At 71.0% G+C, this 18,293-nt stretch carries 17 protein-coding genes; 11 read left to right on the top strand and 6 right to left on the bottom strand.

The genetic code is table 11. From position 1 onward, the window contains the following. Positions 1-426 precede the first annotated feature (426 nt). On the bottom strand, positions 427-1,152 hold the full coding sequence (locus tag ACFWZ5_RS20245; RefSeq protein ID WP_384789953.1) for a lysophospholipid acyltransferase family protein: 726 nt from the start codon (positions 1,150-1,152) through the stop codon (positions 427-429). A 260-nt stretch (positions 1,153-1,412) separates the two neighbouring features. Here ACFWZ5_RS20245 and ACFWZ5_RS20250 point away from each other — a divergent pair, with 260 nt between their 5' ends. The 4 genes from ACFWZ5_RS20250 (at position 1,413) to ACFWZ5_RS20265 (ending at position 4,540) form a co-directional block, all read left to right on the top strand. Then, a complete protein-coding gene (locus tag ACFWZ5_RS20250; RefSeq protein ID WP_384789951.1) occupies positions 1,413-1,763 on the top strand; it encodes a TlpA family protein disulfide reductase in 351 nt (116 codons plus the stop codon). 186 nt (positions 1,764-1,949) lie between these two features. Continuing rightward, complete coding sequence (locus ACFWZ5_RS20255; protein WP_384789948.1) at positions 1,950-2,456, top strand: flavin reductase family protein; 507 nt, start codon at positions 1,950-1,952, stop codon at positions 2,454-2,456. Between the two features lie 244 nt (positions 2,457-2,700). Beyond that, a complete protein-coding gene (locus tag ACFWZ5_RS20260) occupies positions 2,701-3,489 on the top strand; it encodes an electron transfer flavoprotein subunit beta/FixA family protein (RefSeq protein ID WP_384789945.1) in 789 nt (262 codons plus the stop codon). 88 nt (positions 3,490-3,577) lie between these two features. Continuing rightward, a complete protein-coding gene (locus ACFWZ5_RS20265; protein WP_384789942.1) occupies positions 3,578-4,540 on the top strand; it encodes an electron transfer flavoprotein subunit alpha/FixB family protein in 963 nt (320 codons plus the stop codon). A gap of 102 nt (positions 4,541-4,642) precedes the next feature. Here the strand turns inward: ACFWZ5_RS20265 and ACFWZ5_RS20270 are convergent, their stop codons facing one another. Further along, the gene (locus ACFWZ5_RS20270) at positions 4,643-5,536 is read right to left on the bottom strand and encodes an endonuclease/exonuclease/phosphatase family protein (protein WP_384789939.1); all 894 of its coding nucleotides are present in this window, start codon (positions 5,534-5,536) and stop codon (positions 4,643-4,645) included. 305 nt (positions 5,537-5,841) lie between these two features. Between ACFWZ5_RS20270 and ACFWZ5_RS20275 the strand changes: the two genes are divergently transcribed. Next, positions 5,842-7,140 carry a DUF6986 family protein gene (locus ACFWZ5_RS20275; protein ID WP_384789936.1) on the top strand — a complete coding sequence of 433 codons (1,299 nt, stop codon included), beginning with the start codon at positions 5,842-5,844 and terminating at the stop codon, positions 7,138-7,140. Between the two features lie 126 nt (positions 7,141-7,266). Here ACFWZ5_RS20275 and ACFWZ5_RS20280 read toward each other — a convergent pair whose 3' ends face one another. Next, the gene (locus ACFWZ5_RS20280; protein ID WP_384789933.1) at positions 7,267-8,253 is read right to left on the bottom strand and encodes a LacI family DNA-binding transcriptional regulator; all 987 of its coding nucleotides are present in this window, start codon (positions 8,251-8,253) and stop codon (positions 7,267-7,269) included. Between the two features lie 427 nt (positions 8,254-8,680). On the opposite strand from ACFWZ5_RS20280, the gene ACFWZ5_RS20285 reads away from it, so the two are divergent. Then, the gene (locus ACFWZ5_RS20285; RefSeq protein ID WP_384789930.1) at positions 8,681-9,661 is read left to right on the top strand and encodes an ROK family protein; all 981 of its coding nucleotides are present in this window, start codon (positions 8,681-8,683) and stop codon (positions 9,659-9,661) included. Positions 9,662-9,766: 105 nt separating this feature from the next. Here the strand turns inward: ACFWZ5_RS20285 and ACFWZ5_RS20290 are convergent, their stop codons facing one another. Further along, on the bottom strand, positions 9,767-10,048 hold the full coding sequence (locus tag ACFWZ5_RS20290) for a peptidylprolyl isomerase (protein WP_384789927.1): 282 nt from the start codon (positions 10,046-10,048) through the stop codon (positions 9,767-9,769). Positions 10,049-10,101: 53 nt separating this feature from the next. Next, positions 10,102-12,213, bottom strand: coding sequence for an NPCBM/NEW2 domain-containing protein (locus ACFWZ5_RS20295; RefSeq protein WP_384789924.1), 2,112 nt, complete (start codon positions 12,211-12,213; stop codon positions 10,102-10,104). Between the two features lie 288 nt (positions 12,214-12,501). Here ACFWZ5_RS20295 and ACFWZ5_RS20300 point away from each other — a divergent pair, with 288 nt between their 5' ends. The 3 genes from ACFWZ5_RS20300 to ACFWZ5_RS20310 all read left to right on the top strand — a co-directional run bounded on the left by ACFWZ5_RS20300 (position 12,502) and on the right by ACFWZ5_RS20310 (position 15,687). Then, the gene (locus ACFWZ5_RS20300; protein WP_384789921.1) at positions 12,502-13,770 is read left to right on the top strand and encodes an ABC transporter substrate-binding protein; all 1,269 of its coding nucleotides are present in this window, start codon (positions 12,502-12,504) and stop codon (positions 13,768-13,770) included. Positions 13,771-13,849: 79 nt separating this feature from the next. Then, positions 13,850-14,764 (top strand): carbohydrate ABC transporter permease, encoded by a 915-nt coding sequence (locus ACFWZ5_RS20305; protein ID WP_384789966.1) that lies wholly within the window; start codon positions 13,850-13,852, stop codon positions 14,762-14,764. Further along, entirely contained in the window at positions 14,761-15,687 is a 927-nt protein-coding gene (locus tag ACFWZ5_RS20310; RefSeq protein ID WP_384789918.1) for a carbohydrate ABC transporter permease, read from the top strand. Before ACFWZ5_RS20305 ends, ACFWZ5_RS20310 begins: the two co-directional genes overlap by 4 nt. Positions 15,688-15,691: 4 nt before the next feature. On the opposite strand, the gene ACFWZ5_RS20315 is transcribed toward ACFWZ5_RS20310, so the two are convergent. After that, positions 15,692-16,603, bottom strand: a complete 912-nt coding sequence (locus tag ACFWZ5_RS20315; protein WP_384789915.1) for an NAD(P)-dependent oxidoreductase — start codon at positions 16,601-16,603, stop codon at positions 15,692-15,694. A 59-nt stretch (positions 16,604-16,662) separates the two neighbouring features. Between ACFWZ5_RS20315 and ACFWZ5_RS20320 the strand changes: the two genes are divergently transcribed. Both ACFWZ5_RS20320 and ACFWZ5_RS20325 read left to right on the top strand, forming a co-directional pair. Continuing rightward, the gene (locus ACFWZ5_RS20320) at positions 16,663-17,094 is read left to right on the top strand and encodes a MerR family transcriptional regulator (RefSeq protein ID WP_384789912.1); all 432 of its coding nucleotides are present in this window, start codon (positions 16,663-16,665) and stop codon (positions 17,092-17,094) included. Continuing rightward, positions 17,091-17,741 carry a hypothetical protein gene (locus ACFWZ5_RS20325; RefSeq protein WP_384789909.1) on the top strand — a complete coding sequence of 217 codons (651 nt, stop codon included), beginning with the start codon at positions 17,091-17,093 and terminating at the stop codon, positions 17,739-17,741. The genes ACFWZ5_RS20320 and ACFWZ5_RS20325 overlap by 4 nt, the downstream gene beginning before the upstream one ends. Positions 17,742-18,293: the final 552 nt, after the last annotated feature.

Raw genomic sequence — 18,293 nt, forward strand, 5'->3', positions numbered from 1 at the left:
CGGAGCCGTTTGACCGCCGGGCTCTCCCACCCGCCCGCCCGTTTCCACCCTGACCTCGGGTGGACGCCCCTCGCGGGGGTTTCCCGCCGTCGGCGGCTGCTGGTTCCCGCCGCTACCGCGGCGATTCTTTCCCACCCGCCCGCCCGTGACCCTCGTTCGGCGGGGGAACGCCCCTGGTGGGGGTTGTCCGCCGTCGGCGGCTGCCGGTTTCCGCCGCTACCGCGGCGGTTTGTTTCCCACCCGCCCGCCCGTTTCTGCTCTCCCGGCGGGTGGACGCCCCTCGTGGGGGTTGGTCACCGTCGGCGGCTGCCGGTCCGGGGGTGCGGGCAGGGCGGTAGGTCGTGGGTGGGTGGGCGGGGTGAGGCCGTCGCGGTTGCGGCGGTGCGGGCGCGCACGTGCGTGGGGCCGGGCGCCGCCCGTAAAAGGTCAGGCCCCCGTTCCGCGGAGCTCGGCCGGGGTCGGGGCCGTGCCGCCCAGGTGGGCCGGCATCCACCAGGTGTCGTCGGGGCCCTTGGGGCGGACCGGGTAGGCGCGCTGGGCGGCCTCCAGGAGCTCCTGGCAGCGCTCGCGCAGACGGCGCGTGATCGCGCCCGCGTACTGGTCCTTCGGGGCCTCGACGCGCTCGCCGACCCGGATCGTGACGGGGATGTGCTGCCGCTTGAAGTTGCGCGGGTGGCCCTTCGTCCACAGCCGCTGCGTGCCCCATACCGCCATCGGGACGAGCGGGACCCCGGCCTCCTGCGCCAGGCGCGCGGCGCCCGACTTGAACGTCTTCAGCGTGAACGACTGCGAGATCGTCGCCTCGGGGAAGACGCCGATGATCTCGCCCGAGCGCAGCGAGTCCAGGGCGTGGGCGTAGGCGAGCTCGCCCTGCTTGCGGTCCACCGGGATGTGCTTCATGCCGCGCATCAGCGGACCCGAGATCCGGTGGCGGAACACCGACTCCTTCGCCATGAACCGCACCAGACGCTTCTGCGGCAGCGCCGCCAGGCCGTTGAAGATGAAGTCCAGGTAGCTGATGTGGTTGCTGACAAGCACCGCGCCGCCCGACCTCGGGATGTTCTCGGAACCCTTGCAGTCGATCTTCAGGTCCAGCGCCTTGAAGAAGGTCTTGGCGATGCCGATGACCGGTCGGTAGACGAGTTCTGCCATGGGTGGGGAGGCCCTTCATCTCTGCCAGAGGAGAGGGCCTTTGGCAGGTAACCAAGTTACGGATCCGTAGGTCTACGGCTCCGCAGATCGTGCCCCAAGAACGAGCGGCTGGCCAGCCGTGGTGCCCGAGACGCGGGAGATTCTCGTCACGTCGGAAATCTTTCCGTACGCGCGCGTGCTGATGAATACGACGTATGCGGTGCCCCCGGTGCGGGGCGGTGCCCGCACCGGCGGGCGGCACGGAAGGGTGGGGAGACGCGGTGACAGCAGCGCGCGCACGAGAGGCCGGGCGACGGCTCGGCGCGGGGGACCTCGGCGCACCACTGGGGGAGCGGGCCACGCTCGTGCAGTTCTCCAGCGCCTTCTGCCAGCCCTGCCGGGCGACCCGCAGAGTCCTCGCCGACGTCGCTGCCATGGTGCCCGGCGTGGCACACGTGGAGATCGACGCCGAGGGCGCCCTGGACCTCGTACGCGACCTGCGGGTCCTCAAGACGCCGACGGTGCTGGTCCTGGACGCCGAGGGGCACGTGGTGCGGCGCGCGGCGGGGCAGCCGCGGAAGGCCGATGTCATCGCGGCGCTGGGCGCTGCCGTACGAGGCGGGGGCGCGTGATGGATCTTTCATCTGCCTGCGGGCACTTGACTGCACGTACCACCCGTCGTCAGCCTGCTTGCATGCCACCCGAGCTCCTTCTCTTCGAGCGTGTCCATGTGGACCTCGCACGTCATGCCAGTGCGCGCTGTTGGTCCTGCTGAGCAGCCACGGACCCGCTCGTACCTCCTGCAGAAGGACAACTCCATGACGGCCACGCCCGACCTCGGCACTCCTCAGCTCGCCTCCCCCGACCTCCTGCGCTCCGTCTTCAGGCGGCACGCGGCCGGAGTCGCCGTGATCACCGCACGGGGCACGGGCCCCGTCGGTTTCACGGCCACCTCGCTCACCTCCGTCTCCGCCCAGCCGCCGATGATCTCGTTCGGCATCGGCACCGGCGCCTCCAGCTGGCCCACGGTCTCGCGGGCCGAGCACGTCGGCGTGCACCTGCTCGGCGAGCACCAGCAAGAGCTCGCCGCGACCTTCGCGCGCAGCGGCGCCGACCGCTTCGCCGCGCCCACGCGCTGGTTCGAAGGACCGCACGGCGTGCCCGTCCTCGAGGGCGTCCTCGCCTGGCTGGTCTGCCGGATCGAGGCGCGCGTGCCCGCGGGGGACCACCGCATCGTGCTCGCCGAGGCGGTCGTCGGCGACCCCGCGGGGGCGGGGCGTCCGCTGCTGTACCACCAGGGGCGCTTCAACGCGCTGCGCGACTGAGCCGTTCCCGCGCGCGCCGGTCCGGTGACGGGTGGTGCGCACGGTTACGGAGCGTTGCGAAGGTCACAGTTCAAAGCGCTTGCTTAGCGGGAAAGCACTGGGTGTACTCATGAGTAATATTCCGGTTGGAGCGGGGCCGCCCCGACCGGGGACCGCCGCTTGAGGCGCCTATGCTGCCTGCAAGAAGGCAGTAGCCCCAGCCAAGGCAGCAGCCCAGTAATGACGATGCAGTAGGAGAGCCGGCGTGAGCTTGAGGATCGTTGTCTGTGTGAAGTACGTGCCCGACGCCACCGGCGACCGGCACTTCGCCGAGGACCTGACCGTCGACCGCGACGACGTGGACGGCCTGCTCTCGGAGCTCGACGAGTACGCGGTCGAGCAGGCCCTGCAGATCAAGGAAGCGGCTGACGACGACGCCGAGATCACGGTCCTGACCGTCGGCCCCGAGGACGCCAAGGACGCGCTGCGCAAGGCTCTCTCGATGGGCGCCGACAAGGCCGTCCACGTCGAGGACGACGACCTGCACGGCACGGACGTCATGGGCACGTCCCTGGTGCTCGCCAAGGCCATCGAGGAGACCGGGTACGACCTGGTCGTCGCCGGCATGGCCTCGACCGACGGCACCATGGGCGTCCTGCCCGCGATCCTCGCCGAGCGCCTCGGCGTCCCGCAGGTCACGCTGCTCTCCGAGGTCTCCGTCGACGGCGGCGTCGTCAAGGGCCGCCGCGACGGCGACACCGCGTCCGAGCAGCTCGAGGCGTCCCTGCCGGCCGTCGTGTCCGTCACGGACCAGTCGGGCGAGGCCCGTTACCCGTCCTTCAAGGGCATCATGGCCGCCAAGAAGAAGCCGGTGAAGTCGTTCGACCTGGACGACCTGGACATCGACGCCGAAGAGGTCGGCCTCGAGGGCGCCTGGACCAAGGTCGACTCCGCCGCCGAGCGTCCCGCGCGCACCGCGGGCACGATCGTCAAGGACGAGGGCGAGGGCGGCAAGCAGCTGGCCGCCTTCCTTGCGGAGCAGAAGTTCATCTAGACACCGCCTCGCGGGCCGGAAGTTCATCCGAGCTTCCGTCAGCCCATCCCTCCCCACCTTCTTCGTACTCGCAGGAGATTGAAGTCCCATGGCTGAAGTTCTCGTCTACGTCGACCACGTCGACGGAGCCGTCCGCAAGCCCACCCTGGAGCTGCTCACCCTCGCCCGCCGCATCGGCGAGCCCGTCGCCGTCGCGCTCGGCGCCGGCGCCGAGGCCACCGCCGCCACGCTCGCCGAGCACGGCGCGGTCAAGGTCCTCACGGCCGACGCCCCCGAGTTCGCCGACTACCTCGTCGTGCCGAAGGTGGACGCGCTGCAGGCCGCGTACGACGCCGTGTCCCCGGCCGCCGTGCTCGTGCCGTCGTCCGCCGAGGGCAAGGAGATCGCGGCCCGCCTCGCGGTCCGCATCAAGTCCGGCATCATCACCGACGCCATCGACCTGGAGGCCGGCGACGAGGGCCCGGTGGCCACGCAGTCCGTGTTCGCGGCGGCGTTCACCACCAAGTCCCGGATCAGCAAGGGCACCCCGGTCATCACCGTCAAGCCCAACTCGGCCCCGGTCGAGGCCGCCCCGGCCGCGGGCGCCGTCGAGGCCCTGTCCGTCTCCTTCTCGGAGCAGGCCACCGGCACCAAGGTCACCGCGCGCACCCCGCGCGAGTCGACGGGGCGTCCCGAGCTGACCGAGGCCGCGATCGTGGTCTCCGGCGGCCGCGGCGTCAACGGCGCCGAGAACTTCGCGATCATCGAGGCGCTCGCCGACTCGCTCGGTGCGGCCGTCGGCGCCTCGCGCGCCGCCGTCGACGCGGGCTGGTACCCGCACTCGAACCAGGTCGGCCAGACCGGCAAGTCGGTCTCGCCGCAGCTGTACGTCGCGGCGGGCATCTCCGGTGCCATCCAGCACCGCGCCGGCATGCAGACCTCGAAGACCATCGTGGCCGTCAACAAGGACGCCGAGGCCCCGATCTTCGACCTGGTCGACTACGGCGTCGTCGGCGACCTCTTCGAGGTCGTCCCGGCCCTGACCGAAGAGGTCAAGACCCGCAAGGGCTGACCCGTCGGGCTCGCACCACCGCACGAGGCCCCCGCCTCCGCCGCGCGCGGAGCCGGGGGCCTCGTGCTCCGTGCGGCGCGTACGGGGTGGCGTCCCGCCCCGTCACAGGGTGATGCTGGCCTGCACCGGCAGGTGGTCGCTCGGGAACTGCCCGTCCAGGGAGAAGGTGTTGATCGCCGCCGCGTGCACGCGCGTGCCCGGCGACGCGAGGATCCAGTCGATGCGGTCGCCGTCCGGGACGAGCGGCTTGTAGCCGTGGAACGTCGCGTACCGCTTGCTGCGCTCGGCGGCGGCGTCCCAGGTGTCGACGAGCTCCGCCTTCAGCATCGTGTCGTACACCGGGTTCTTGTGGGCGGCGACGTTGAAGTCACCGGTGACGATCTTCGGCAGGGCGCGGTCGAGGGCCGAGAGGCGGTCGGAGATCAGATGGGCCGCGCGCGTGCGGGCGTACTGGCTCGCGTTGTCCAGATGCGTGTTGAGCACGTACAGCTCGCGGTCCGTGCGCCGGTCGAGGAAGCGGACCCAGGTGACCATCCGGATCGAGCCGCCGCCCCAGGTGTTGGAGCCGATCACGTCCGGGGTGTCCGAGAGCCAGAAGTGCTCGTACGCGACGGGCGCGAGGCGGCGCGTGTCGTAGAAGACGGTCATGAACTCGTCCCGGCTGCCGCCCGCGCGGCCCGTGCCGATCCAGGCGTAGTGCCGCCCCAGGTCCTCGGCGATGTCCCGCACCTGGTGGTAGAGGCCCTCCTGGGTGCCGATGACATGGGGCCGCGCGCGCCGCAGCAGCTCCTGCGTCACGGGCCGGCGCTCGGGCCAGGAGTTGGGCGGGGTCTCGCTCGCGTAGCGCAGGTTGAACGACATGACCTCCAGGCGGCGGCCCGGGCGCTCGATCGCGTGCGCCGGTGACGCGGCGAGCGCGGTGGCGAGCAGCGGGACCGATACGGCCACGGCGGTGCGCAGGCCGGAGCGGCGGGTCACTGGGGTGTCGGTCGGCACGCGGTCTCCTTCGGTCGGTCGGGGTCAGGATGGAATGGGCCCACGGAAGTGTGGAAGCACCATCTGAGACATGCGTGAACGGTCGGGGTCCGGCACGCGAGAAGGTGTTGACCAGCGGGAAGGTCCATGGATAACTTCGCTATACGGATTCTTGATTCCGGCAAACGGAAAGTTCGGCGACAACTCGGCTTGAGATCGGTTTGAGATCGGCTTGAGAACGGCATGAGGCGCGACGCGCGGGACACCTGAGCCCGAGAACGCCGCACGCGCCTCACCGCCTCACCGCGACTGTGGAGGGTGCACGGATGGGTCAGCAGGAGAACGTGGCAACGAGCCTCGCGGGCACGGTCAGCGACGGCATCAGCGCCTCGCTCGCGCCGGTGGACGCCGAGCTCGAGCGCCGCTACCCCGGAGACCCCGGCACCCGCCAGCCCGTGCACACGGTGTACGTCCCAGGCGAGCAGTTCGCCGCCGACACGATCCGCAGCTGGGGCGACCGGGCGCTCGCCGCGCTCGACGAACACGCGCCGGACGCCGCGTCCTTCGCCGCCGTGCTCGGCCTGTCCGACGACCTCGCGGAGCCGGTGTACGCGCGCGTGCGGGCCAAGCTGGAGCGCGAGCCCGTCGAGGACCTCCGGGTCGACTTCGAGGACGGCTACGGCGGACGCACCGACGCCGACGAGGACGACGACGCGGCCCGCGCGGCCCGCCTCGTCGCCGCGGCGTACGCGGACGGCACCGCGGCGCCGTACATGGGCATCCGCATGAAGTGCATGGAAGCCGCCGTGCGCGACCGGGGCATCCGCACGCTCGACGTCTTCCTCACCGGCCTCATGGAGGCGGGCGGACTGCCCGACGGGCTCGTCCTGACGCTGCCGAAGGTGACGTACGCCGAGCAGGTCACCGCGATGGTGCGGCTCCTGGAGGAGTTCGAGAAGGCGCGCGGACTTACGCCCGGGCGGATCGGCTTCGAGATCCAGATCGAGACCAGCCAGTCCATCCTCGCCGCCGACGGCACCGCGACCGTCGCCCGCATGCTCGACGCCGCCGAGGGCCGCGCGACCGGCCTGCACTACGGCACCTTCGACTACAGCGCCTGCCTCGGCGTCTCCGCCGCGTACCAGGCGAGCGACCACCCCGCCGCCGACCACGCCAAGGCGGTCATGCAGGTCGCCGCCGCGGGCACGGGCGTGCGCGTCTGCGACGGCTCCACGAACGTCCTGCCGGTCGGCCCCACGGCGCAGGTCCACGACGCCTGGCGGCTGCACTACGGCCTGACCCGGCGCGCCCTGGCCCGGGCCTACTACCAGGGCTGGGACATGCACTCCGGCCACATCCCCACCCGCTACGCCGCCGTCTTCGCCTTCTACCGCGAGGGCTTCGAGCAGGCCGCGGCCCGCCTGGCCGCCTACGCCAACCGGACCGGCGGCGACATCGCCGACGAACCCGCCACCGCCAAGGCCCTCGCCGGGTACCTGCTGCGCGGCCTGGACTGCGGCGCCCTCGACACCGCCGAGGTCACCCGGCTCACCGGCCTCACCCTGGCCGGACTCCAGGTGTACGCGGGCCCGCGCCGGGGCGATCTGACGCCGTCGGCGAAGTAGCGCCCGGCGGCCGACCGGGACGCCCGGTACCCGATCCGGACAGCGCCCGTCAACGGCTCCGGCCGGTGGACCCGTGTCTGGTGGGCCAGGACACGGGTCGGGACACGGGTCAGGACCCGCCCGCCCTCAGTCCGCCGGCGCCAGCTCCCCCGACCCCCGGGTGATCAGTCGCGTCGGCAGCTCGACGCGCTCCGGCGCGCCCGACGCGCCGTCCAGGCGGCGGAAGAGCCGCTCCGCCGCCGTGCGGCCCAACTGCGCCGCGTCCTGGGCGACGACCGTGACGCCCGGCCTGAGCAGGTCCGCAAGCTCGATGTCGTCGAAGCCGACCAGGGCGACGGGCCGGGCGAGGGCGGCCAGGACGCGGACGACCGTGACCGTCACGCGGTTGTTGCCCGCGAAGACCGCCGTCACCGGGGCGGGGCCCGCCAGCATCGACGTGGTCGCGCCCGTGACCCGCTCCGGGTCCGTGGGGCCGAGCGAGACCCAGGACTCGTCGACCTCGATGCCCGCGTCCGCCATCGCCGCGCGATAGCCGCGCAGGCGCTCTATGGCGGTGTGGATGCGCGGCTGGTCGCCGATGAAGCCGATGCGCGTGTGGCCGTGCGCGATGAGGTGCGCGACGCCGTCCCGCGCGCCGCCGAAGCTGTCGGAGAGCACCACGTCGGCGTCGATCCGCCCCGGCGGCCGGTCCACGAACACGGTCGCGACCCCCGCCGCGATCTCCGGCTCCAGATAGCGGTGGTCGTCGCCCGCGGGAATGATCACGAGCCCGTCGACGCGCCGGGCGCAGAGCGCGAGCGCCAACTCCTGCTCCCGGTCGGGGTCTTCGGCGCTCGAACCGTTGATGAGCAGCGCCCCGTGCGCACGGGCGACCTCCTCGACCGCGCGGCTCAGCGGACCGTAGAACGGGTCGGCGAGGTCCTCGAGGACGAGGCCGATGCTCGCCGTACGGCCCTTGCGCAGCACCCGCGCGCTGTCGTTGCGCCGGAAGCCGAGCGCGTCGATGGCCTCCTGCACCCGGCGCTCGGTGTCCGGCGTGACCCCCGGCTCGCCGTTCACGACGCGGGAGACCGTCTTGAGGCCCACGCCCGCGCGCGCGGCGACGTCCTTCATGGTCGGGCGGTTGCCGTAACGGCTTCTGGGGTCCGCGGATCCGGCCGAAGGGCTCCCCTCGGGGCGGAGAGGGGAGACGGGGGTGCGGGCGGTCTCGGCCACGGTGCGCTGTCCTGTCTGTCGTCCAGTGCGGGTAAGGAAGTTCAGTCTTCCACTGTGTACGGGGTTCACAGGGCGGTACGGGTGCTCGGGCGGTACAGGTCCACAGGACGTCCACGCGGACCCGGCGGCACGGACCTGCGCCCGTACGTCAGTACGACCATGGGGGCGTGCCCGGTTCCCCGTACGGCGCACGCCCGCCCGGGCCCCTGGCCGTCAGGGCCGGATGCGTGCGGGCGGCAAGAGAACCTGGACAACGTTGTCAGATACACGAGAGACTGTCTCCCGCACTCTCCGGCCTGCCCTTTCCCCAGGAGATCTCACACTGATGCCCACGGACCTCGTCGCCGCACTCGACATCGGCGGTACCAAGATCGCCTGCGCTCTGGTGGACGGCCGCGGCCGGATACTGCGGCGAGCCCAGCGGCCGACGCCCGCGCGTGAGGACGGCGAGACCGTGATGCGGGCCGTCACGGAGGTCCTCGCCGAGCTGGCGGGCGGTGAGTCCTGGGACCTCGTCCGCGCGGTCGGGATCGGCAGCGCGGGTCCGGTGGACGCGTCGGCGGGCACCGTCAGTCCCGTGAACGTCCCCGGCTGGCGCGGGTTTCCGCTGGTCGAGCGGGTGCGGGCGGCGACCGGCGGGCTGCCCGTCGAGCTGGTGGGCGACGGTGTGGCGATGACGGCCGCCGAGCACTGGCAGGGTGCCGCCCGCGGCCATGACAACGCGCTGTGCATGGTGGTGTCCACGGGCGTCGGCGGCGGCCTGGTCCTCGGCGGCTCCCTGCACCCGGGGCCCACCGGCAACGCGGGCCACATCGGTCACATCAGCGTGGACCTCGACGGGGACCCCTGCCCCTGCGGTGCGCGCGGCTGCGTCGAGCGGATAGCGAGCGGGCCGAACATCGCGCGGCGCGCCCTGGACGCGGGGTGGCGGCCGGGGCCGGACGGTGACGCGTCGGCTGCCGCCGTCGCGCTGGCCGCGCGGGCGGGGGATCCGGTCGCCAACGCGTCCTTCGAGCGGGCGGCGCAGGCGCTTGCCGCGGGGATCGCCGCGACCGCCACGCTGGTCGAGATCGACATCGCCGTGATCGGTGGGGGCGTGGCCAAGGCGGGGGACGTGCTGTTCACGCCGTTGCGGCGGGCCCTGCGGGATTACGCTGCGCTGTCGTTCGTGCGGGGGCTGGCCGTCGCGCCCGCGCTGATGGGGACGGATGCGGGGCTTGTGGGGGCGGCTGCGGCTGCGCTGCGGGTCTTTCCGGGGGCGGTGTCCCTCGCGGGGGCGCCCCAGGCCCGCCCCTTCCCGAACTAGGGGCTCCGCCCCTAGGACCCCTTTTTTCGCGCTGCGCGCTCGTCCTCAAACGCCGGACGGGCTACTGCCGGGCCGCGCCTCAGTGGTGCGGCCCGGCGTGGTGGGTCAGTCCTGGCGGCTCGTGACCTCGACGAGGTGCATGCCGAACTGGGTCTTCACCGGGCCCTGGACCTCGCCGACCGGGGCCGAGAAGACGACCTGGTCGAACTCGGGCACCATCTGGCCCGGGCCGAACGAGCCGAGGTTCCCGCCGTCGCGCGACGAGGGGCACGAGGAGTGCTTCTTGGCCAGCTCGGCGAAGTCCGCTCCCCCCGCGATCTGCTCCTTCAGCTGCAGCGCTTCGGCTTCGGTCTTGACCAAGATGTGACGCGCGGTGGCCCTAGGCATTCGTGACACCCTTTCGATTGCGTATGAACGCCGCCAAGCGTACGTGCCGGACCTCAGCACCGCAGTGTGGGCTCCGCCCAGTCGGCGTGGTCGGAGTTGATGCCGTCGGCGGCGTCGGTGACCGTCAGGCGGATGGTCTCCGCACCGGTGATGTCGGCGGTGAGGGCCTGTGCCGGCATCGTGGTGGTGAGGACGCCGGTCGACGCGGCCTTCTTGTCGTCCGCCCAGATCTCGAACGTGACCGAGCCGTTCTGGTTCTTCTCGTCGTCCACGCCGACCTGGGCGGTCAGCTTCTCGCAGGTGCCGCCGGTGTAGTACTCGACGGTGCTCTCGGCGTGCACGCCGAGGCCCTTGGCGTAGGTCTTGCCGCCGATGGTGAGCGGGTTGCCGTCGCCCGCCGCGCTCTCGCCGTTGCTGGTGTTCTTCTCGACGGGGCCCCAGCCGTTGGTGGGGGTGGGGAGCCACGGCAGGTCGCTGAGGGTGGAGGTGCCGGTGGGCGGGGCCGTGACCACCTGGGCCGTCAGGGGCAGCGCGCTCTGGACCCGGCCGCCGCCCGGGGCGGCGTAACCGGTGGTGAAGTCGAGCGCGTACGCGCCCGGAGCGGTGCCCCGCGGTGCCGTCACCTTCCAGGTCGTGGCGAGTGCCTTGCCCGTGGGGACCGCGGCCGCGCCGGTGGGCGATGTCGCCTCGATCCGCCATCCCGCCGGACCCGTGAGCGCCGCCCGTACGTCGCGCGCGGGGGTGCGGCCGAGGTTCGTGACCTTGGTCGTCAGGCTCTTCACCTGGCCCGCCTGCACCAACGGGGCGCCGGATACGCCGAGTTCGACGGCGGGCGGCTGGTCGGCCCAGGTGCCGTCCGCGGCGACGCGCACCAGGACCGTGCCGTGGGCGGGCACGGTCGCGGAGATGGTGCCCGCGGTGTTGTAGCTGCGGTGCTGCCACAGGTCGCGCAGGGTGTAGCCGGAGGCCTGGGGCAGGCCGACGGCCTTCGCGGTCGTGGAGATGGACTTGGGGCTGCCGGTCTCGTTGAACAGCGCGACGGCGCGGCTGCCGTCCTTCATCTGCTTGGCGACGACCCAGCGGCCGCCCGACGAGGTGACGACCTCGCCCTGCTTGCCCAGCGGGTCCTGGTCGACCGCGATGACCTCCTTGTTGCCGAGGATCTCGAAGGTCGCGGGCGAGACCTTGCGCAGGTCGGAGCCGATGAGCAGCGGCGCCGCCATGATCGACCACATGGAGAAGTGCGTGCGGTACTCGGTGTCGGTCATGCCGCCGTTGCCGACCTCCAGCATGTCGGGGTCGTTCCAGTGCCCGGGTCCCGCGTGCTTCGCGAGGGGCAGGTTCTGCTTCATGATCGAGAGCATCGAGCCCCAGCTGTCACTGATGTCACCCGTCGTGCGCCAGAGGTGCCCGACGTCGGCGGCCCACTCCCAGGGCTTGTTCTCGCCCCACTCGCAGATGCTGTAGACGATCGGGCGGCCCGTCGTCTGCGACGCGGCCTTCAGCGCGTCGCGCATGGCGACGTAGCGCTTCTTGGCGTCCACGCCTTGGTTATTGCAGTTGTCGTACTTGAGGTAGTCGACGCCCCAGTCGGCGAACTGCTGGGCATCGCTGCGCTCGTGGCCGAGCGCGCCGGGGAAGCCCGCCTGGTTGCAGGTCTTCGTGCCCGCACTGGTGTAGATGCCGAGCTTGAGCCCCTTGGCGTGGACGTAGTCGGCGACCGCCTTGATGCCGTTCGGGAAGCGCTTGGGGTCGGGCACGAGCTTGCCGTTCGCGTCGCGCTGCGGCAGCGCCCAGCAGTCGTCGAGGTTGACGTACTGATACCCGGCGGCCTTGAGCCCCTTGTCGACGAAGATGTCGGCGATCCCCTTGACCATCGCCTCGTCGAACTCGGCGCGGCAGTGCGTGGAGTTCCAGTTGTTGAAGCCCATGGGCGGGGTGAGCGCGAGCCCGTCGGGGAGCCGCGGCCCGTCGGCCGCCGTCGGCTGCACGGAACCTGCCGGTGCGGAATCTGCCTGTGCGGGACCTGCTTGTGCGGGACCCGGCTGGGCGGGGCCTGAGGACTGTGCCGCGGCCGGCGCGGCGAGTCCCGCCGCGCAGAGCAGCCCCGCGGCCAGCGATCCGATCACTCTTCGGCTGATGGCGGGGGTGGGAAGGTGACGCATCGTTACATTTCTCCGTCCTCGTCGAAGGTGGGTCCGAAGATGGGACGACTTCATGTACGTGTCACTTGTGCGCGCTTACGGTAGAGCGTGTTGAAGTCTGTTGGAAGAGGAGCGGTAACGGTTCGGGCATCCGGCGTCAGAACCCTTGACGGCGTGGGCTCTTGGGAGTGAGATCCAAGCCTCGCGTTCGGTTGTGTTCGGTTGCACCCCGAGGAGGGGGACATGGCACAGTCACCGTTTGCCGGGTTCACCGGTTCCCGAACCCCACGGAGTACGTCCGGACATCCGATGTCCCGCCGAAATCTCTTGCGTGGTGCGGCCCTCGGAGCCGGGGCCGTCACGCTTCCGGCCCTGCTCACCGCCTGCGGAGACGGGCCCGGCGGCAACAAGAACGAGATCACCGTGGGCTCCAACGCGTCGGACGCCGTCCCCAAGAAGGCGTTCGCCGCGGCCTTCAGGGCGTACGAGAAGGAAAGCGACAAGAAGGTCAAGGTCAACACCACAGAGCACAACGAATTCCAGCAGAACATCACGCGCTATCTGCAGGGCTCGCCCGACAACGTCTTCATGTGGTTCGCCGGTTACCGCATGCAGTACTTCGCCGAGAAGGGCCTTCTGGTCGAGATCAGCGACGTCTGGAAGGGCTTCGACGGCTTCTCGGCGGCGCTGAAGGAACAGTCCACGCACGAGGGCAAGCAGTACTTCGTGCCGTACTACTACTATCCGTGGGCGGTGTTCCACCGGAAGAGCCTCTTCGAGCAGCGGGGCTACGAACAGGCCGGGAACTGGGACGATTTCATCGCCCTCGCCAAGAAGATGCACAAGGACGGCACCCCGGTCGCCTTCTGCGACAAGGACGGCTGGCCGGCCATGGGCACGTTCGACTACATCAACATGCGGCTGAACGGATACGACTTCCACAAGAGCCTGATGGCGGGCGAGAAGGCGTGGACCGACCGCAAGGTCAAGCAGGTCTTCGACCTGTGGCGCGAACTCATGCCGTACTACCAGAAGGGCGCGCTCGGCAGGACCTGGGAGGAAGCGGGCCAGGGGTTGCAGCGGCGCAGGACCGGCATGGCCGTCTTCGGCATGCCGCACCCCGGCACGCAGTTCCCGGAGAACGAGCGCGCCGACATCGACTTCTTCCCGTTCCCGGAGATCGACCCGAGCTACGGCAGGGACGCCGTCGAAGCGCCCGTCGACGGATTCCTCGTACCGAAGAAGTCGAAGAACAAGGAAGGCGCCAAGGACCTCCTGAAATGGCTGGGCACGCCCGAGGCGGAGGACGTCTACCTCAAGGGCGACCCGAACAACGTGGCCGTGAACGACGACGCGGACACGAGCAAGTACAGCCCCCTGCAGAAGAAATCGGCCGACCTGGTATCGAAGGCCAAGCAGATCTCCCAGTTCATGGACCGCGACACGCGCCCCGATTTCGCACAGACCGTCATGATCAAGGCCCTGCAGGACTTCATCGACGACCCGAAGGACGTCGACGGGCTCGTCAACAGCATCGAACGGCAGAAGAAGGACATCTTCTCCACGTCCGTGAGCTGAGCTGGGGGGAGAGCGCTCCGTGGCGCAGAAATCCATGGCGCAGAAATCCATGGCGCGGACATCCGTGGCGCAGGAATCCATGCCGGGAAAGTCCGCGCGGCGTGCCGGGCGGCGCGGGACCCGGCGCTTCACGCGCCGCGACGCCGCCGTGCTCGGCGTGCTGCTCGGCATACCGATCCTGCTCGACATCGTCATCGTCTGGGGCCCGGCCCTCGCCTCCGTCGGCCTGTCCTTCACGTCCTGGGACGGCATCGGCGACATCCACTGGGTGGGCGGCGACAACTACGAGAACCTGGTCCAGGACTATCCGGCGTTCTGGCCCGCCGTGCGCCACAACCTGCTGTGGATCGCCTTCCTCGGCCTGGTCGCGACGCCCTTCGGGCTCTTCCTCGCCGTCCTCATCGACCGCGGAGTCCGCTTCAGCCGCTTCTACCAGTCCGTGCTCTACCTGCCCGTCGTGCTCTCGCTCGCCGTCGTCGGCTTCATGGCGCAGCTGATCCTCGGCACCGACCAGGGCGTCGTCAACACCATCCTGAACGACCGCAACGACCCGGTCGACTGGCTCGGCGACTCGGACCTCAACCTGTGGATGATGATGCTGGCCGCGAGCTGGCGGCACACCGGCTACGTGATGATCCTCTACCTGGCGGGCCTGAAGGCCGTCGACCCCGCCCTGAAGGAGGCCGCGGCCATCGACGGCGCGAACGAGCGCCAGACCTTCTTCCGCGTCACCTTCCCCACCCTGCGTCCGGTCAACGTCATCGTCGGCGTCATCACCGTCATCGAGGCGCTGCGCGCCTTCGACATCGTGTACGCGGTGAACAAGGGCCGCAACGGCCTCGAGCTGCTCTCCGTGCTCATCACCGACAACATCATCGGCGAGGCCAGCCGCATCGGATTCGGCTCGGCCATCGCGGTCGTCCTGCTCGGCGTCTCGCTGGGCTTCGTCGTGACGTTCCTGATCCAGGAGCTGAGAGGAGCGCGCGAGAAATGACCGCGGACCTGCGCACCACCCTCCGCGTCGGCGACCGCGCGCCGCGCGCGGAGCCCTCCGCACCGCGCCGCCCGCGCCGCGGCCGGTACGGCGTCCACCTCTTCCTCGCCGGGGTGTCCCTGGCGTTCCTCGCGCCGCTCCTGCTCGCCGTCTACGCCAGCCTGCGCCCGTACGAGGAGACGGCGAAGGACGGCTACTTCTCGCTGCCGAAGAAGCTCTCCCTCGACTACTACCGCGAGGCCTACACCGAATCCGGCATGGGCAAGTACTTCATGAACACCCTGATGATCGCCGTTCCCGCGGTGATCGTCACGCTGTTCCTCGCGGCGTTCGTCGCCTTCGCCGTCTCCCGTCTGCACGTCCGGGGCGGCACGGTCCTGCTGATGTTCTTCACCGCGGGGAACCTGCTGCCGCCCCAGGTGCTCGTCACCCCCCTCTACGTCCTGTTCCTGAAGATCGAACTGCCGTGGTGGATGTCCGACTCGATGACCCTCTACGACTCGTACTGGGCGGTCATCCTCGTCAACATCGGCTTCCAGGTGGGCTTCTGCGTCTTCGTCCTCGCCAACTTCATGCGCACCCTGCCGAAGGAGATCCTGGAGGCCGCGGTGGTGGACGGGGCCGGGGTGTGGACCCAGTTCTGGCGCGTCACGCTGCCCCTGTGCCGCCCCGCGCTCGCGGCCCTCGCCACCCTCGAATTCACCTGGATCTACAACGACTTCCTCTGGGCCCTGATCTTCATCTCCAACCCCGACAAACTGCCGATCACGTCGTCCCTGAACAACCTCCGCGGCCAGTTCTTCACCGACTACAACCTGCTGGCCGCGGGCTCGGTCCTGGTGGCGCTGCCGACGATCGTCGTCTTCCTGCTGCTGCAGCGGCACTTCATCGCGGGGCTCACCCTGGGGTCCAGCAAGGGCTGAGGGTTTAGGCGGCAGGCTTCTTCAGGACCTCGAAGACGGACATGTAGTTGCCGGCGCCGTGCCCCGCGGCCACCGCGCGCTCGGCGACGGCCTGGTTGAGGCGGGCCTGGTCGGCGGGGACGCCCTGCTCCTCGCTGGTGCGGACGATGTGCTCGAGGGCGTTGAGATTCATCTCCAGGGTGCCGAGGTCACCGGGGTACTCGCCCGCGTCCAGCTGCGGCGCGTACTTCGGCAGCATCGGGCCGAGCACCGTCGGCGCGAACCAGCCGAGAGCCAGGTCGGAGAAGTCGACGGCGGACACGCCCGCCGAGCCGACCAGGGCGGTGGCCTGGAGGTAGCCGTTCATGGTCGCGTACATCATGGCGAGCAGCGCCGTGTTGTGGAGCACGGCGAGGCTCGGGTCGGTGCCGAGGAAGCGCGGGTCGCCCATGCTCGCGAGGGTCGCCAGGTGCTCGTCGAAGACGTCCCGTGCGCCGCTGTACAGGAAGACGGCGTCGGGTCGCCCGACGAGCGGCGGCGGCACCATGATCGCGCCGTCCAGGTAGGCGACGCCCCGCTCGGCCGCCCACGCGACGGCCGCGTGGGCCTCCTGGGGCGTACCGGAGTTGAGGTTCACGAGCGCGCGCCCCTTCAGCGCGTCACCGGCCGCGTCGCACACGTCGTACAGCGTGGCGTAGTCCTTGAGGCACATCACCGTGAGCGGGCTCGCGGCCACCGCGTCGGCGACGGTCCCCGCTCGCCGCGCGCCTCGGGCGACCAGTGCGTCGGCCTTCTCCGGAGTGCGGTTCCAGACCGTGGTGGGGTGGCCCTTGGCGAGGAGCGTCTCCGCGAGCGCGAGGCCCATGGGGCCCAGGCCGATGACCGTGACGGGGGCGAGCGGGAGTGCGGACGGGTGTGCTGCGGTGTCATTTGTCATGCGACCTACACTGCTGTCTCACACCGATGTGAGAGTCAACTGGACGTGGTGGTCATCACATGCGCATGGGGGAGTTCTCCCGCAGGACGGGAGTGAGTCAGCGGCTGTTGCGCTACTACGAGGAGCAGGGGCTGCTCAGGCCGCGGCGGCGGCCCAGCGGATACCGCGAGTACGAGGAGGAGGACATCGCCACGGTGCGTGGCATCCGTGTCCTGCTCGCCGCGGGGCTCAACACCGCCACCATCGCCGAACTGCTGCCCTGCATGATCGACGACGGCGACGTCCTCGCCCCGGCGTGCTCCGGCATGGTCCCCGACCTCGCCCGCGAGCGGGACCGGCTCGACGACGCCATCACCGACCTCCTCGCCGCGCGCGCCCGCCTCGACGCGATCATCGCGGCCGGGCCGGGCGCGGGAGAGTCGGGTGAGGGGGCGGAGGTCTGTTACGCGACCGGGGCCGCCCGGGCCGCCGGGGCGGCGAGGGCCGGTTGAACGACCTCCCCGATGTCCACGGCGCGTTGGAGACGCACGTCACCGTGGCATGCCCCGCGCCGGACGTCGACCGGCTCGCCCGCTGGGCGGCGGCGCGGGGGCTGGGATGCACGCACATCGTCCTCGCCCGGGGTACGACGCCGTCGCAGCCCATGGTGAACCTGCGTGCCACCGGATCGGCCGCCGGCCAACTCCGCGCCGCCGGACGGATCGTGACCGGCCTTGCGCAGTCCGGGTTCCGGGCCGTGCGGATCAAGACGGAGGCGGCGCCCTGGGCGGACGGCGTGCCGCAGGACGACGCGGCGGCCGCGCGCCAGGACCCCGCGCTGCACTTCGAGCACCACGTGAAGCTGCTCCTGCCGCCCGGACACGACCGTGACGCGCTCGCGGCGCTCGCCGTCCCGCACGCCGCGCACGTCTCGTGGAACGCCCGGCGGACGCGGGCGGACAGCCGCGAGGAGCGGTTCGTCACGCAGCGGTGCCACGGGGTGGGCCGAGCCACCGCCGAAGCCCGCCTGTCGGCCCTGCTCGCCGACCTCACCGATCTCGCCGACGTCGATGTGCTGGAAGTGGAGCGGGAGTTCGTCCTGTACGACACGAATCTCGCCCTCGACGACGGCTGGATCGAAGCGGAGGCCGCCCGATGACGGGGACGCCGGAGCCGGGCCCTGAGCCGGGCCCTGGGGCGCCCCCTGAGCCGAGGGCGGAGCCGACCTCGGTGCAGATCTCCGGGGTGGCTCCGGAGACGATTCCGGAGCCGAGGGCCGGGGTGATCCCTGAGCCGGGGGTGGAGCCGACCCTGGAGGCGATTCCGGAGCTGAGCGCCGGGGCGATTCCTGAGCCGAGCGTGGAGCCGACCCCGGAGGCGGCTCCCGGTCCGGGTCCTGAGTCGGGCGTGGAGCCGATCTCCGTGCGGACTTCCGGGGTGGCCTCGGAGGCGATTCCCGGGCCGAGCGTGGAGCCGACTTCCGTGCAGATCTCTGGGGTGGCCTCGGAGGCGATTCCGTCGCCGAGGGCCGGGGCGATTCCTGAGTCGAGCGTGGAGCCGGGCCCTGAGCCGGGCCCTGAGCTGAGGGCGGAGCCGACCCCGGAGGCGGCTCCCGTGCCCGGCCCTGAGTCGAGTGTGGAGCCGACTTCTGTGCAGACTTCCGGGGTGGCCTCGGAGGCGATTCCCGGGCCGAGCGTGGAGCCGACTTCCG

Source organism: Streptomyces sp. NPDC059003, from assembly GCF_042740445.1.
In the GTDB taxonomy this organism is placed as follows: domain Bacteria; phylum Actinomycetota; class Actinomycetes; order Streptomycetales; family Streptomycetaceae; genus Streptomyces.